Genomic DNA, 13,875 nt, shown 5'->3' with positions numbered 1-13,875 from the left:
CTGGCTGCTGCTGAGTCCACCCCCGTGGCTCTGCAAGCTCCCGCCATCGGTTGATCTGGAATCAACATCAGGTTCAGGTCAACTGAACCGGAAAGCCCCCTCTTCGGAGGGGGCTTTTTGTTGTGCGCTTCTTGGCTTGAAAACTCAGGCTGCAATCACGCTGCGCACGGCGAACGCCCACCCAGCTGCGTGGGGTGCTTCCGCCAGCAGGAAGCGGCCTGAATCGAGAGCCTCAGCGAACACTGGATGAGGGCCCGCTGGCCCGGGGACAACAACGGAAACATCCGCTGCATTCAGAAGCGGTAAATCGTTTGGGGAATCCCCAAGGGCCAAAACCTTGGCCCTGTGGGGCTGCAGGTGATCCTGCAAAGCGCATAGTGCTCGCCCCTTGCTCACCCCCGCACCCAGCAGGTGCCCCATGCGGTTCCCCTGCACCACCGCCACACCAAGAGACTGCGCCAACTCCGAAAGTCGCGCGCGCTCATCCTGCGGCGGAGGAACAAACGGAAGACTCCAGCTCCGGCAACAGGCCAGACGCAACGCCTCCCCCTCCAAACCAAGCAAAGCGCGGGCTTCCATGCCTGAGAGAACATCAATCGCTGGCAACGATGTGCCGAGACGATGCTCCAGCTCGAGCAACACGGGCCGCAGATCAGCTGCAGGCACGCCCAGCGCCAAGGTCCAAGGCTGGCCATCCATGGACTCGCCATGCACGGCCCCACCGTTCTCAACGATGTAGGGATCGTGCAGACCAGCCTCCGCTCGAAAGAGGCGAACCTCCTCAGCCGTCTTACTGGTGCAAGGGATCAGAGGGATCCCTCGATCCTGCAACCAGCCAATCGTCTCCCGAGCAGGCTGCCAGTCGTAGCGATGGTCCATCAAGGTTCCATCGAGGTCGCTCACCACCCACCAAGACCATGACGAGGAGGCAGGCATGCTCATGCTGTCGTGAACCAGTGCGCTGCAAAAGGTTCCAGATCAAAGGCCTGTTGGGCCTCGGAAAAGGTCTGACCGGAGAGCAAATCCTGCCATCGGGACCCAGGAGGGGTAGCGATCAAAGCGCGCAAGGGAACACTCAGTCGAGCATCACTGAAATTGTGAACAGCAAGCAGCGTTTCTGCTCCTTCGCCCCGCTGAAGGATCACCAAATCGGAACGCCCCTGGCTAAGCACGTGCATCGGTGCCCAAGGCTGTAGGGCTGGTTGCTCAGCTCGCACCTTCATCGCCTGACGCAGAGCGAACAACACCCTGCTGGCCTCAGTCGTTGGGTCAGCGAGAAGCCGCTGCAGGTGATCCACTGAATACCGCGTTCGGTGGAGATCGCGCCGATGGCCCGTGCGCCGAAACGAGGCGCGATCGTTTGGACTGGCCAGCAGCGCCGGAAGGTAGAAGGCGGGCACCCCCGGAAGGGCGAGCACAAGCAGCTGCGTCAGCAAGAAACGCTGACGCTGCAGGCGTGAGGCGTCGATACCAGCATCAGCCATGGCGCTCCACCAGCTGATGTTGATTTCATAGGGCACCTCGCGACCGTCCTCAAGACGGCGGTGGCTCACCAGCCCGCCTCGCTGCTCACACTGCTGCAGCAACTGCAGCAATCGATCAGGCTCCATCAAGCCCTCAAGGGGGCGCAAACCGATTCCGTCATGACAGGCGCTGAAATTGAGCAGGGACGTATCCGGCGGAAGCTGAGGCCAACGCGCTAACCAGCTGTTGAGCAGATCAGCCCGCCGACTGAGGCTGGCCTCTAGCAGCAAGGGCGGCAGTGGAAAGTTGTAGGCGAGATGGGCTTCAGTCCCAGATTGCAGATAAGAAAGGTTCTCCTGCTCAGGCACATTCGTCTCCGTCACCACCACCCCGTCCACGCAGCGAGCCTCCAGCAGGAGCCGCAGGATCTCCACCAACCGATGGGCCTGAGGACGGTGGATGCAGTCGGTGTGGGGCTCTTTCCAGACAAAACCAACCGCATCCAGGCGCAGCCAGCCGACGCCATGGCTGCAGAGACGTTCCAAGAGACGGTTGAAGCCAAGCAGCACCTCCGGGTCCCGCCAGTTCACATCCACCTGATCGGGCCCAAACGTGGTCCAGACCGTTTCCGGCCCATGATCCGTCGCAAGGGTGGTGAACAGCGACGAACTGCGTGGACGCACCACTCGATCCCAGCAGGGGTTGGGTGAAGCGGCCAGAACGCAGCGCGCGGAAGATTGCTGACCGCGCAGAAAACCCCGAACCCAGGGATGGGAGGCGGACACATGGTTCAACACAAGATCGGCCATCAAGCAACGCCCGTTGGCAAGCGCCGCCAGATCACTCCAGGAACCGAAGCGATCCTCCAGCTCCTCATGACTCGAGACGGCGAAGCCACCATCACCGGTGGACCTCAGAAACGGCAGCACATGCAGAACCGTGGCGAGGGGGGCGAGATGATCGTCGATCAACCACTTCAAGCTGCGCAGGCCAGGCTCACCCTCCGCCGTCACCGCATCGGCGTAGGCGATCAATACACACGTGGCACCGTTCCAGCGGCGTTCGGCAGCAATCTCGGCATGGCCATTTCCTGACGCCACTCGGGAATGCAGCAATTGCGACGACAGCGTCTCGAGTTCTTCCGAAGAATGCTGGTCGTAGAGATCCGCGAGAAGCGATGGCAACGTTTGATGCTGCATCCGCTGCTGCTGCTGCATCGATCCATCGGCAACTGCCCCAGGTATGGGACAGCGCTCTACGACCTGTTGTCGCATTAATCACCACATGGATTTTCAGCAGGGGTTGATCGCCACCATTCATGACTACGGGCTTGGCAATCTGGATCTTCCCGGCTTCCGGCGCCAGCTCCAGCAACGCCCTACAGCCCTACTGATCCCCTGTCTGATGGAGGAATTCAGCCGGCCGGCCCTGGGCTTGATCCGTGACGTGCTCGGGGAACTGCAAGGGCTCCATGAACTGGTGATTGCCCTTGCAGCAGACAGCCCGGAGGATGTCGCCGCAGCCGAAGCCTTCTTCAGCGGCATGCCCTTCCCGGTGCGTGTGCATTGGACCAATGGACCAGCCGTTCGTGAATTGCTGGAGTCGATGCGCGAGCTGGGCCTCGACGTCACTGGACCGGCAGGTAAAGGCTGGGCTGTTTGGCAGGGTCTGGGGGTGGCCTGCCGTCAAGCGGAGGTGATCGGCCTGTTTGATGCCGACATTCGCACCTTCTCTCCGGCCTACCCGGAGCGAATGCTGAGACCACTCCTGGACCCTTCCCACGGCGTGGCCTACGTCAAAGCCTTCTACAGCAGGCTCTCCCTGGAAACACAAGCCCTGCAGGGACGTGCGACACGGCTGTTCGTTGGTCCTCTACTGGCGAGCCTGGAACAGATCTTCGGGCCACTGCCTTATCTGCGCTACCTCCAGGGCTTCCGCTACCCGCTCGCAGGTGAATTCGCCTTCAGCCGCGATCTGGCCATGAACCTGCGGATCCCCTCCGACTGGGGGCTGGAGATCGGTCTTCTCTCTGAGGTTTATCGCCACGTGGCGTCCAGCCGAATCGCCCAAGTGGACCTGGGACTGTTTGATCACAAACACAAAACCCTTGGTGCCACCCCTGCGGAAGGACTGCAGCGGATGGCGGCTGAAATCCTGCGCACCGTGCTTCGCGGAGTCATGGAGCATGAAGGACGCAGCCTGGCGCCGGAAGAATTAGCCACCCTCGAAGTGCTGTACCGCAGGGTGGGAGAAGACCGGGTGCGGCAGTTCGGACTGGATTCAGCGATTAATCGTCTTCCCTATGACCGCCACAGCGAAGAGCTCGCGCTCCAGAGCTTTGCCACTCTGCTGAAGCCTGGAATCCACCAGCTGATGGAGACACCAGTCGCCCATCAGCTCCCTAGCTGGTCGCGTCTGGTCAGCTGCACCCATGGGTTGCAAAACGATCTGGCAGCAGCTGGATCAATCAAGAGCTCCAGCATCACAGCACTGCATCAACGCCCGACCTTGCGCCATCGTCCTGCCACAGCTCGACGCCCTCGGCCTGCCGCCGCACCCGCAGCCTGAAGACGAGTCTTTACGCTCTTGCTAGCAAGGAGCCCCCATGGGCAGCAGTTTCGGCGATCTCTTCCGCATCAGCAGCTTCGGTGAATCCCATGGGGGAGGCGTCGGCGTGATCGTCGATGGCTGCCCACCGAGGCTGGAACTGGATCTTGAGGCCATCCAAGCGGAGCTCGACCGGCGTAAACCGGGGCAGAGCAAAATCACCACGCCGCGCAAGGAGGACGACCGGGTCGAGATCCTCAGTGGACTGCTGGATGGCGTCACCCTTGGAACACCCATTGCCTTGGTGGTGCGCAACAAGGACCAGCGTCCGCAGGACTACAAGGAAATGGAAGTGGCCTTCCGGCCCTCCCATGCCGATGCGACCTACCAGGCGAAATACGGCATCCAAGCCAGGAGCGGTGGCGGTCGCGCCTCGGCGCGGGAAACCATTGGTCGCGTGGCCGCCGGCGCGATCGCTCGTCAATTACTTCGCAAAACCCATGGAACGGAAGTGATCGCCTGGGTGAAACGGATCCATGATTTGGAGGCAAGCATCGATCCTGCAAGCGTTCAGGCCGATGCGGTGGAGGCCAACATCGTTCGCTGCCCTGATCCGCTGATGGCCGAGCGGATGATCGAGCGGATCGAGGCGATCGGACGGGATGGCGATTCCTGTGGCGGCGTGATCGAATGCATCGTGCGCCAGCCACCTGTGGGGCTGGGGATGCCGGTGTTCGACAAGCTTGAGGCCGATCTGGCTAAGGCGGTGATGTCGCTACCCGCCACGAAGGGATTCGAGATCGGATCGGGCTTCGCCGGGACTCTGCTCAAAGGCAGCGAGCACAACGATGCCTTTCTGCCCACAGACGATGGTCGCCTGCGCACTGCCACCAACAACTCCGGTGGGATCCAGGGAGGCATCAGCAACGGCGAACCGATTCTGATCCGGGTGGCCTTCAAACCCACCGCCACCATCCGCAAGGAACAACAAACGATCAATGCCGCCGGCCAGGCCACGACCCTGGCTGCAAAGGGACGGCACGACCCCTGCGTGCTGCCAAGGGCCGTACCGATGGTGGAAGCGATGGTGAATCTGGTGTTAGCCGATCACCTCTTGCGCCAACAGGGTCAGTGCAGCCTGCTGGCGTGACGCTTAGCTACGGGCCGGAGAATTGATCCCGTTGCTTCCAGCGGTGGTTGACAGCAAGCTGCCGCCGCTGGCCAGACGCCCCGCTGCCTTGGCCATGCGCTTGGCCACCGAGGTGCTGGTGCTTCCTGACGCAGCCGTTTTGCGGGCGCGACGAGCGGGCCTGGGTTTGGAGACGACGGTTGTGGCTGTCGCCGTACCTGATCTCGCCACACCAGCCTTCTGCGCAACAGCCTTCTTCACGACTGGTTTCTTAGCGACTGGTTTCTTCGCAGCAGTCTTTGCAACAGCAGACCTTTTGGCCGCTGGCTTCTTGGCAGTCACTGTCTTCGCAACAGCTTTCTTCGCAACAGCTTTCTTCGCAACAGCTGTCTTGGCAACGGCTTTCTTAACGACGGCTGTCTTCGCAACAGCTTTCTTCGCCGATCGCACGGGAGAAGACTGTGCTCGGGCCCGGTGACTGAGCACCATCACCCACTCTTCATCGGTGAGCGATGAAGGCTTGCTGCCATGGGCATTCGCAAGCTTGGCTGCTTTCTCAATGTCCTGAATCAGATTCGTCCAGGACGTCGCGAAACGCTTGTCGGACTGAGAGCGGGCACCACTCTCGACAAGAGATTCCACGACACCTGCCGCAGTGACCTTTTTGCGGCGACGGTTGAAGATCTCCTTCTGAAGTTGAGCGATCAGAGCATCGGCCTTGTCGCTCAATTTGATCGACAGCTGAGACATGAATCCACAAATACCTATCTCATCTGTAGCATCCGGGACTCAAGTCGACCAGCGATTGCTTTCCAGCCATGCATGCAGCACCGGGTCGAGGCAATCAGCGTGGATCGCCGATCGACCCAACGCAATAGCGTCATAGCCGGCATGCAACCAATCGCTCAGCTGATTCACGCGCAGCCCACCGGCTGCGACCATGAACGGCAAGGACCCCATGGGAGCCGACAACTGCCGGTGGTAGTCAATCCCCAGTGCCGCTGCGGGGAAAAGTTTGACAAGTCGGCAGCCCTGTAAAGCAGCACGGTGAATCTCCGTGGGTGTCATCACACCAGGAACGAGCACCTGGCCGAGGGCGCGGGAATGGGCGATCAGATCGTCATCAAGGCAAGGAGACATCGCATAAGCGAGCCCAAGCTCGGCCGCACACTCCAATCCATCCCTGCAGACGATCGAGGCAGCCCCGAGGGAAAAGGCCGGAAAGCGGTGCTGAATTGCCTGGATCAGCTCCGGCCAGCGTGGGTGCCGACTCCAGGCAACCTCCACATGATGAACGCCATGGAGGGCGAGGCTTTCGAGCAGCCTCCACAACGAACCAACCTCAGCCAAGGGCCGATTGAGATCTGTTTCTTGAGGGCGAACCACCATCAGAAGTGGTTGCCGCCGCAACGAGGCGATCAGATCAAGCTGCCGGCTCTGCCAGCAGCTGACCTCCCCGACACCAGGGTCAGACGTACTCAGCGACCCGCACATCACGACGGATCAGCAAGTCCTGCAGATCCTCCGCATCGACCGTCTCCTTCTCAACAAGCATGTCGGCCAGTTCGTCGAGAACAGAGCGGTTGTCGTTCAGCACCTTGGTGGCGCGACGATAGGCAACCGCAACGAGATCAGAGACCTCTTCATCGATCGTTGCCGCAGTGTCTTCCGAGAAATCACGCTCGGCGGCGATATCGCGGCCGAGGAACATGCCGCCCTGGGCACGACCAAGAGCCACCGGGCCGAGCTTGTCGCTCATGCCGAAACGCGTGACCATCTGGCGAGCCACCTGGGCGACCTGTTGAAGGTCATTGGAGGCACCGGTCGTGACTTCGTCTTCGCCGTAAACGATCTCCTCAGCGACACGACCGCCTAAGGCCACAGCCATCTGATTCTGCAGGTAGGCGCGGGAATAAAGGCCGGATTCCATGCGCTCCTCACTCGGGGTGAAGAACGTCAAACCACCAGCATTGCCGCGAGGAATGATCGAGATCTTCTGCACCGGGTCGTAGTCGGGCATTAGGGCGCCAACCAGAGCATGACCAGCCTCGTGATACGCAACAAGGCGCTTACGACGCTCGCTCATCACCCGGTCTTTCTTCTCCGGACCAGCCATCACACGCTCAATCGCGTCACTGATCTCGTCATTGCTGACCTCGGTGAGTTCACGACGGGCCGCGAGGATCGCCGCTTCATTGAGCAAGTTGGAGAGGTCAGCGCCGGTGAAGCCGGGAGTACGGCGGGCCACTTTGTCGAGATCGACGTCCTTGGCGAGGGTCTTGCCACGGGCATGAACCTTGAGGATCTGCAGGCGACCGTTGTAGTCAGGGCGATCCACCACAACCTGACGATCGAAACGACCTGGACGCATCAGAGCGGCATCCAGCACATCCGGCCGGTTTGTGGCGGCCACAATGATGATCCCGGTATTGCCCTCGAAACCATCCATTTCGGTGAGCAGCTGGTTGAGGGTCTGCTCGCGCTCATCATTGCCACCGCCGAGACCTGCACCCCGCTGACGACCAACGGCATCGATCTCGTCGATGAAAACAATGCAGGGAGCATTCTTTTTCGCCTGCTCAAACAGGTCGCGCACGCGGCTGGCACCAACGCCGACGAACATCTCGACGAACTCGGAGCCGGAGATCGAGAAGAAGGGAACCCCTGCTTCACCGGCCACGGCCTTGGCTAACAGAGTCTTACCGGTGCCGGGAGGACCGACCAGCAGAACGCCCTTGGGAATCTTGGCTCCAACTGCAGTGAAGCGGTCGGGATTCTTGAGGAAGTCGACAACCTCGGTGAGCTCGAGCTTGGCCCCTTCAATGCCGGCGACATCACCAAAGGTGATTTGGGTGGAGGGTTCCATCTGAACCCTGGCCTTGCTCTTGCCGAAGTTCATGGCGGGGTTCCCGCCACCACCACCACCCTGGGCGCGGCGGAACAGGAAGAACAAGCCACCCAGCAGCAGCAGGGGGAAGACCAAACTTCCTGCCGCCTGCTGCCAGGCACCTGGCTGACGGGTGGGCTGCACTGCGATATCGACGTTGTGGTCGGTGAGCAGCTTGAGCAGATCCTTATCGGGGGCGAGGTTGACCTCAGCGCGTCGTCCGTCGTTCTCAACCACCTGCGCGGTGCCCCGATCGGGAGAAATCAGCACACGATTGACTTGGTTCTCCTGAACCGCCTCCACGAAGTCGCTGTAACGAAGGGTGCGGGCAGCAGTGGCTGGATCAGGACGATCCAGAAACGCCGTACCAACGACGATCACCACCACCACCAGGAGGACATAAAGCCCCACGTTGCGCCAGCGCTTGTTCAAGGTTGTCTTGCCTCTGATGAAGGAATGTTAATGGGATCCTGAGGACTCAGGCGGCCCGAAGCACGTCAACAACGCTACGGAAGGCGAACCACTCGGGGATTTCCTCACCGCTGCGGAGCATCTTGCGGAACTGGGTGCCGCTGAGCTTCTTCACATGCAGGCCTCGAGCCTCGGCATGTTCGGCGGTGACGTATCCCTCCTCTTCGGTGTAGACGAGGTTGAGAGACGGAACCGTTTCCATCATCAGTTCCTCTGCACACTCCTTGGCAAAGTTCTGGGCGTCGTAAGGGCCATAGAAGTCATCACCGGTGAGTGAGGACTTACAGCCAGCCATATCCCGACCAATGATGAAGTGGGTGCATCCGTAGTTGCGGCGGATGATCATGTGCTGAAGGGCCTCGCGGGGGCCAGCCATATGCATGGCATAGGGCAGATAGGCCCAGCGGATGCTGTCGTTGTTCACCTCAGCGGCGAGGCGCTCATAGGTCTGAAAGCGCACCACACCAGGGATGTCGTCCTGCTGGGTGGGACCGCAGGTGGGATGCACCAACACCACAGCGTTCTCACTCACGTTCTGGGCATGAAGCGCACGGGTGAAGAGCTCGTAATGGGCTCGGTGGATCGGGTTGCGGCACTGAAACGCCACCACGTCCTCGCCGTTAGGCAGCCCGGCGCGCACTTCCGCCGGGGTCTTGCAGGGAAACACACGCTTGGGCAGCTCCAGGCCCTGGATCAAACCGCCGAGATAAAACCGCTTGCGCTCCATCGTGATCATGCGCACGGCGGGGTGCTCGATGGAGGTGGTGCCGTAGCAACCCTTGGCCTCAACCACCTTGTCGGGCTCCCACTTGTCCTCAACCGTGAGCACCGCCAGGTCCTGGCCCTTGTAGGTCAGCAGCACCTTGTCGCCGACAGCAACATCGTCGCGATCGGTATCCATCACGATCGGCAAACCGAAGAGATAGCCGGAGGTGGTGCGATGACCCGCCACCACTGCGTCGTAGTCGGCCTGATGCATGAACCCCCGCTCAGGGGAGAAGCCACCGACCACAAGCAATTCCACATCGCAGGCATTGCGGTCGGAACACTCCAGAGTCCGCGTGGCAGAAGCCTTCAGGGAAGCCCGCTCCGCCTCCGGAACCATCAGGTCCACCAGAGTTCCCCCGTAGGGAGCGATCACGCCGGAGGCCCGGGAGGGGGAGGAGGTCGCGGTCATGGCAGGCCTTGGCTGGATTCAGACAACGGCGCGATTCTCCCAGATCGCACAAAAAAGGGGGGCCTTGCCCCCCCGATCCGTCGCTGTGATGGAAGCGGTCAGCCGATCAGGCCTCTTCGAGGCGACCGAAGAGCTCACCACTGATCTTCACGTCAACAGGCTCCTTACCACCCATGTCGGTGTCAGAAGGCTGGATCGCCGTGAACACGCCAGCGAATTCGCCGGTTTCGCTGTCGACCTTGGTGATCGAGAGGCTCATCTGGCCGGTGCCGTCGATGTAGCGCTTGACGTTTTCACCCTTCAGCTCGTCGTCATCTCCCCCGAGGGCCACCAGACCCTGGGCGTACTCCACGCCGGTGGTCAGGGCGCGACCCTTGGGATCGAGGAAGTTGCTGGTGCGGTAGCTAGGGGTGCGATAAGCGCCTTCGAAATCGGTGCTGGTGTTGAGAACAGCACCGTCAGCCTTGGCCTGGAGATTCTTGCTGGAGAAGGTGAAAGGCACCTCTTCTCCGCCAGGAAGCAACACGGTGATCGGCTGGAAGTCGATGCCACCCTCTTCGCTGAAGCTGAGTCCATCGCTGGACACCGTCAGGGTGCCGTAAACCTCATCAAGGCTTGAGGTGTAGCGGGTGAGGATTTTGCCCTCGACGAACTGAGCTTCCTGACGCTTGTTGGTGGGCTCGCCCTTCACGAACACCTGGGAGGGGTGCAGGCAGATGCCACGCAGCTCATAGGAGCCACCAGCATTGAGGCTGATCGAGCCGCGAGCTGAATCAGAAAGGGTCGGGCAATCATTGGCTTTGCCCGTGTTGACGATGTCTTCGTAACGGGTGGCATTGGTACGGTCCACCGCTTGGGCATCACCACTGCATGCGGTGACCAGGGTGAGACAGAGAGCCAGCACCAAGGCCAGCAGAGGACGGATGCTCATGGAAGAAAGCCAAAAGGCCAGACGATGACGGTATCCACCGATCAGGCGGATCCTACAGGGGTTAAATCCTGGAACCGGCTAGCCTTTTGCAGCTCTCAACAACCCGTCGCGAACCGCGTGTCCAGCACCGACCCAACCATGACGAAGGGAGACCTGCAGGAGAGGCTCAGCCCCCTGCTGTCGGCGCTGGAAGGCCTAGCCGCTGAAGAGAATGGCGATCCGGAGGCTCTGCTCGAAATCCTTCGCAGCCTCGAGGCTCTGCATCGCACGATCCAGGAGGGCCCCTTCCGCAGCAGCCTTCCGGAAGACCGCAACAAGCTGTTTAGCTTCCTTCAGACCCTGGAGCGCAGTGGCGGCTGGCCCTACATCCCCCGCCTGCAGCTGAAGACCTTCATCGCCCTCCTCGATCAGGATTCCGCCTCGATTGCAGCCTGAATCAGGCTGTCCAGCAGCTGGTGGGCCAGCCGTAATTTGCTGGTGACCGGCAACTCCTCCACCCGATCCTTGGGCAAGAGCAGCCAGCCACCATTGTTGACCGCACCAAATCCCTGGCCGGGACGGTCCACCGGATTGGCAAACAGCAGATCACAACCTTTGGCTTGACGTTTGCTCCGGGCCTGCTCGAGCAGAGCCGATGACTCACCACTGAGGGCGGCGAATCCCAGAGCCACCTGGCCGGGGCGACGGGTTTGCATCAACCCTGCGAGCAGATCTGGCACTGGCTCTAGATCCGCCAACAGATCGGCGACCATCTGCTGCTTGGGCAGCTTGACGCCGGAGGGGCCACCGCGTCGACGCCAGTCAGCAACAGCGGCCGCCATCACCAGGGCATCGGACGAAGGCCAGTGCTGCCCTAGGGCCTGCTCCATGGCGAGGGCACTGGTCACTGGATGACAGGCAAGCCCCTCCAGCCAGGTGTGCGGCACATCGAGGGGGCCATGCACAAGCGTCACCTCCGCTCCGCGCAGGCGAGCTGCCTGGGCGATCAGCACGCCCATCCGACCGCTGCTGCAATTACTGATGAACCGCGCTGGATCCAGCTGCTCCCGCGTGGGGCCGGCTGACACCAGCAACCGACGGCCAGACCAATCGAAAGACAGCGTCCCGCCGGCAGCCTGTTGTTCCAGAACACTGGAGGCCGCAAGCTCGATCAACGCGGGGTCCGCCATCCGCCCATCGCCGATCCGATCACAGGCGAGCAGGCCGGATTCCGGACCCAGAGCCAGCACCCGGGGATGGGCCTGCAACTCCTGCCAATTGCGCTGCACGGCCGGATGCCTCCACATGCCGGTGTTCATGGCCGCGGCCGCGAGCACGGGACGCTCCGTTGCGATCAGTACCCCAGCCAGCAGTCCCTCTGCCAGCCCCTGGCTCCAGCGGGCCAGGCTGGTGGCACTCAAGGGGGCAACGATCACAAGATCGGCCCATTCCGCCAGGGCGATATGGAGGGGCCTGGGTTCTGCAGGGTCCCACTGGTCTTCATCCTGATAGCAACGATGGCGGCTGAGGCTGGCCAACGCCGTAGCGCTCACGAGGCGTGAGGCACTGGGCGTGATGAGGCAGCGCACCTCGGCGCCGGCCCGAACCAGGGCACTCACCAGCAGGGGTGTCTTCACCGCTGCAATGCTTCCGCTGGCAGCGACCAGAAGACGCTTTCCCTGAAGAGGCGAGGAAGTCACGCCATCAGTGCCAGCCAAGGGAACTAGTCCTCATCAAAAGGCTCCTGATCGATCAGATGCACATAGGGAAACGTGAGCTCTGGGCGATGAATCGCGAGGGCCCGCAACAGGTGCCAGTCAGCCAGACCAGCAAACGGGGTGGCGTAGTCATCGTCCTCCAGACGCCTGGCCAGGTCGGCAACACCCTCCTCATCAAAGCGGGCGAGCTGTTCCTCCGTGATACCTGCACTGGACATTGGGCCGCCTGGCGCGCCCATCCATTCTGCCTGGGCTCAGACGCTAGTTTTTCGCCTGGGGGGAATTAGCTCAGCTGGTAGAGCGCTGCGATCGCACCGCAGAGGTCAGGGGTTCGAGTCCCCTATTCTCCATTGAGACCAACAGGACCAGACGTGGACTGGAGCGCAGACGCAGAGCAGGCTCTCAAAGAAGTGCCGTTCTTCGTGCGTCCAGCCGTGCGCAAGCGCATTGAGTCGATGGCCAAGGAGAGCGGTCGATCCAGCATTGATGCCGCCTTCTACGCCGAGGCCCGCGCCCGGTTTGGCCAGTCATGAGCAGCCCCTGGCCCAGCTCGCTCCCCCGCCCCCCGTTGCTGACGGGCTTGGGTGCGTTGGTGACCTTGAGCGTGATTGCCAGGCCCTCCGCCCTTCTGACCTTTGCGCTGATCGCCCTTGCTGGGCAGTGGAGCGAAGGGCGTCGACAGCCCTGAGCGACCAGCCTGGGATGACGATTTGGTAAAAGAGAGGTTGAGGGGTATACGCACCGATGTCTCAGTCGAAACGCGAACAGGTGGTGAGCCATCTGCGCTACATCCGCCAGGAACTTCGTGAGATGCATCAGGGCGTCATGGAAGATGGCCTGCTGCCCGAAGCAGGTGAAGTGCGCGGGGTGATGGCCCAGATGGAAGCACTTCTCGAGTTACTCGAAGGCAAAGGGTCCCGCAAAGCCAAGGCTGATTCCGACTGATTGCTTCAGCCCCCCTTGCCAAGGGGACCTAGGCAAGCTTTCCTTCGCCAGACCCCATCACCCGGCTCGGGCTCGCCCGAGCTTTTTCATAGCAATACCCCATCTGTAGCGCCAGAAGACGGCACGATCACCAGAAATGGTGTATACAGGCATTGGCAGGGCTACGGGCCGGGTGATGGGGATCGTTCGGTTCACCCCCTGCCTCCTTTTTTCTGACGTTCGAGCCGTCGACTCATGGCCGCGCGTTTGCAATCCACCAGGCTCCAGCGCAATTTGGGCGAGTGGGCTAGCCGTCTTGAGGCCTGGGCAGACAATCCTTGGCGACGCGCTTCTCTGCTGGCCATCGTCTTGATGGGTGGCTTTTTTTTCGGAAGTTCAGTGGCGAGCATCGCCGGCGCAACCGGCCAGCTCGATCCAATCGCCGCCCTGGTGACGGTGGCACTGCTGGAACTGATGGTGAGGCTCCGGCGCAGCTGGCGTCCCCTCAATCAAGGGGGCCTGGCCTTGCAAGTCCTCGACATGGGCCGCTTCGGGCTCTTGTATGGCCTTCTTCTCGAAGGCTTCAAACTGCTCTGACGGCTCACGGACAAATCGCCGGGTTATCCATACCCTTCGGGAAAGCCCTAC

The 13,875-nt window shown here is 61.4% G+C and carries 16 protein-coding genes and 1 tRNA gene; 8 read left to right on the top strand and 9 right to left on the bottom strand.

Annotated features, from left to right (window positions below):
• Positions 1-144: 144 nt before the first annotated feature.
• Together CWE17_RS07880 and CWE17_RS07875 are read right to left on the bottom strand one after the other, a co-directional pair.
• On the bottom strand, positions 145-936 hold the full coding sequence (locus CWE17_RS07880) for an HAD-IIB family hydrolase (protein WP_240789314.1): 792 nt from the start codon (positions 934-936) through the stop codon (positions 145-147).
• Positions 937-938: 2 nt separating this feature from the next.
• Positions 939-2,681 carry an alpha-amylase family glycosyl hydrolase gene (locus CWE17_RS07875; protein ID WP_240789313.1) on the bottom strand — a complete coding sequence of 581 codons (1,743 nt, stop codon included), beginning with the start codon at positions 2,679-2,681 and terminating at the stop codon, positions 939-941.
• 67 nt (positions 2,682-2,748) lie between these two features.
• Here CWE17_RS07875 and CWE17_RS07870 point away from each other — a divergent pair, with 67 nt between their 5' ends.
• Both CWE17_RS07870 and aroC read left to right on the top strand, forming a co-directional pair.
• A complete protein-coding gene (locus CWE17_RS07870; RefSeq protein ID WP_131456016.1) occupies positions 2,749-4,032 on the top strand; it encodes a glycosyl transferase in 1,284 nt (427 codons plus the stop codon).
• Positions 4,033-4,069: 37 nt separating this feature from the next.
• On the top strand, positions 4,070-5,161 hold the full coding sequence (aroC, locus tag CWE17_RS07865) for a chorismate synthase (protein ID WP_131455957.1): 1,092 nt from the start codon (positions 4,070-4,072) through the stop codon (positions 5,159-5,161).
• A gap of 3 nt (positions 5,162-5,164) precedes the next feature.
• Here the strand turns inward: aroC and CWE17_RS07860 are convergent, their stop codons facing one another.
• The 5 genes from CWE17_RS07860 to CWE17_RS07840 form a co-directional block, all read right to left on the bottom strand.
• Positions 5,165-5,890 (bottom strand): histone H1-like repetitive region-containing protein, encoded by a 726-nt coding sequence (locus tag CWE17_RS07860; RefSeq protein WP_131455955.1) that lies wholly within the window; start codon positions 5,888-5,890, stop codon positions 5,165-5,167.
• Positions 5,891-5,929: 39 nt separating this feature from the next.
• Complete coding sequence (locus CWE17_RS07855; RefSeq protein ID WP_131455953.1) at positions 5,930-6,634, bottom strand: bifunctional 4-hydroxy-2-oxoglutarate aldolase/2-dehydro-3-deoxy-phosphogluconate aldolase; 705 nt, start codon at positions 6,632-6,634, stop codon at positions 5,930-5,932.
• Entirely contained in the window at positions 6,609-8,459 is a 1,851-nt protein-coding gene (gene ftsH3, locus CWE17_RS07850; RefSeq protein ID WP_131455951.1) for an ATP-dependent zinc metalloprotease FtsH3, read from the bottom strand. Before ftsH3 ends, CWE17_RS07855 begins: the two co-directional genes overlap by 26 nt.
• Positions 8,460-8,505: 46 nt before the next feature.
• A complete protein-coding gene (gene sat, locus CWE17_RS07845) occupies positions 8,506-9,675 on the bottom strand; it encodes a sulfate adenylyltransferase (protein WP_131455949.1) in 1,170 nt (389 codons plus the stop codon).
• Positions 9,676-9,781: 106 nt separating this feature from the next.
• Positions 9,782-10,606 carry a photosystem II manganese-stabilizing polypeptide gene (locus CWE17_RS07840; RefSeq protein ID WP_131455947.1) on the bottom strand — a complete coding sequence of 275 codons (825 nt, stop codon included), beginning with the start codon at positions 10,604-10,606 and terminating at the stop codon, positions 9,782-9,784.
• A gap of 117 nt (positions 10,607-10,723) precedes the next feature.
• On the opposite strand from CWE17_RS07840, the gene CWE17_RS07835 reads away from it, so the two are divergent.
• Positions 10,724-11,041: a hypothetical protein gene (locus tag CWE17_RS07835; RefSeq protein ID WP_370318289.1), complete on the top strand. Its 318-nt coding sequence runs from the start codon at positions 10,724-10,726 to the stop codon at positions 11,039-11,041.
• Here CWE17_RS07835 and coaBC read toward each other — a convergent pair.
• Together coaBC and CWE17_RS07825 are read right to left on the bottom strand one after the other, a co-directional pair.
• Positions 11,014-12,285, bottom strand: coding sequence for a bifunctional phosphopantothenoylcysteine decarboxylase/phosphopantothenate--cysteine ligase CoaBC (gene coaBC / locus CWE17_RS07830; protein WP_240789312.1), 1,272 nt, complete (start codon positions 12,283-12,285; stop codon positions 11,014-11,016). The two genes, CWE17_RS07835 and coaBC, sit on opposite strands and share 28 nt — an antisense overlap.
• 23 nt (positions 12,286-12,308) lie before the next feature.
• A complete protein-coding gene (locus tag CWE17_RS07825; protein WP_131455940.1) occupies positions 12,309-12,521 on the bottom strand; it encodes a DUF2555 domain-containing protein in 213 nt (70 codons plus the stop codon).
• A gap of 59 nt (positions 12,522-12,580) precedes the next feature.
• Here CWE17_RS07825 and CWE17_RS07820 point away from each other — a divergent pair.
• The 5 genes from CWE17_RS07820 (at position 12,581) to CWE17_RS07805 (ending at position 13,824) form a co-directional block, all read left to right on the top strand.
• Positions 12,581-12,653, top strand: a tRNA-Ala gene (locus CWE17_RS07820).
• Positions 12,654-12,674: 21 nt separating this feature from the next.
• Complete coding sequence (locus CWE17_RS07815) at positions 12,675-12,836, top strand: PCP reductase family protein (protein ID WP_131455938.1); 162 nt, start codon at positions 12,675-12,677, stop codon at positions 12,834-12,836.
• On the top strand, positions 12,833-12,991 hold the full coding sequence (locus CWE17_RS12245) for a hypothetical protein (protein WP_164498749.1): 159 nt from the start codon (positions 12,833-12,835) through the stop codon (positions 12,989-12,991). Before CWE17_RS07815 ends, CWE17_RS12245 begins: the two co-directional genes overlap by 4 nt.
• Before the next feature lie 56 nt (positions 12,992-13,047).
• Positions 13,048-13,248 (top strand): hypothetical protein, encoded by a 201-nt coding sequence (locus CWE17_RS07810; protein WP_131455936.1) that lies wholly within the window; start codon positions 13,048-13,050, stop codon positions 13,246-13,248.
• A 234-nt stretch (positions 13,249-13,482) separates the two neighbouring features.
• A complete protein-coding gene (locus tag CWE17_RS07805; protein ID WP_131455934.1) occupies positions 13,483-13,824 on the top strand; it encodes a DUF565 domain-containing protein in 342 nt (113 codons plus the stop codon).
• Positions 13,825-13,875 lie beyond the last annotated feature (51 nt).

Source organism: Synechococcus sp. BS56D, from assembly GCF_004332405.1.
Lineage (GTDB): Bacteria > Cyanobacteriota > Cyanobacteriia > PCC-6307 > Cyanobiaceae > Synechococcus_C.
This window is presented reverse-complemented; position numbering and strand designations above follow the sequence as displayed.

What these genes read in the sequence shown, in the direction of transcription:
- CWE17_RS07880 (WP_240789314.1), bottom strand. Translation starts at nt 936, where the DNA reads ATGCCTGCCTCCTCGTCATGGTCTTGGTGGGTGGTGAGCGACCTCGAT.
- CWE17_RS07875 (WP_240789313.1), bottom strand. Translation starts at nt 2,681, where the DNA reads ATGCAGCAGCAGCAGCGGATGCAGCATCAAACGTTGCCATCGCTTCTC.
- CWE17_RS07870 (WP_131456016.1), top strand. Translation starts at nt 2,749, where the DNA reads ATGGATTTTCAGCAGGGGTTGATCGCCACCATTCATGACTACGGGCTT.
- aroC (WP_131455957.1), top strand. Translation starts at nt 4,070, where the DNA reads ATGGGCAGCAGTTTCGGCGATCTCTTCCGCATCAGCAGCTTCGGTGAA.
- CWE17_RS07860 (WP_131455955.1), bottom strand. Translation starts at nt 5,890, where the DNA reads ATGTCTCAGCTGTCGATCAAATTGAGCGACAAGGCCGATGCTCTGATC.
- CWE17_RS07855 (WP_131455953.1), bottom strand. Translation starts at nt 6,634, where the DNA reads ATGTGCGGGTCGCTGAGTACGTCTGACCCTGGTGTCGGGGAGGTCAGC.
- sat (WP_131455949.1), bottom strand. Translation starts at nt 9,675, where the DNA reads ATGACCGCGACCTCCTCCCCCTCCCGGGCCTCCGGCGTGATCGCTCCC.
- CWE17_RS07840 (WP_131455947.1), bottom strand. Translation starts at nt 10,606, where the DNA reads ATGAGCATCCGTCCTCTGCTGGCCTTGGTGCTGGCTCTCTGTCTCACC.
- CWE17_RS07825 (WP_131455940.1), bottom strand. Translation starts at nt 12,521, where the DNA reads ATGTCCAGTGCAGGTATCACGGAGGAACAGCTCGCCCGCTTTGATGAG.
- CWE17_RS12245 (WP_164498749.1), top strand. Translation starts at nt 12,833, where the DNA reads ATGAGCAGCCCCTGGCCCAGCTCGCTCCCCCGCCCCCCGTTGCTGACG.
- CWE17_RS07810 (WP_131455936.1), top strand. Translation starts at nt 13,048, where the DNA reads ATGTCTCAGTCGAAACGCGAACAGGTGGTGAGCCATCTGCGCTACATC.
- CWE17_RS07805 (WP_131455934.1), top strand. Translation starts at nt 13,483, where the DNA reads ATGGCCGCGCGTTTGCAATCCACCAGGCTCCAGCGCAATTTGGGCGAG.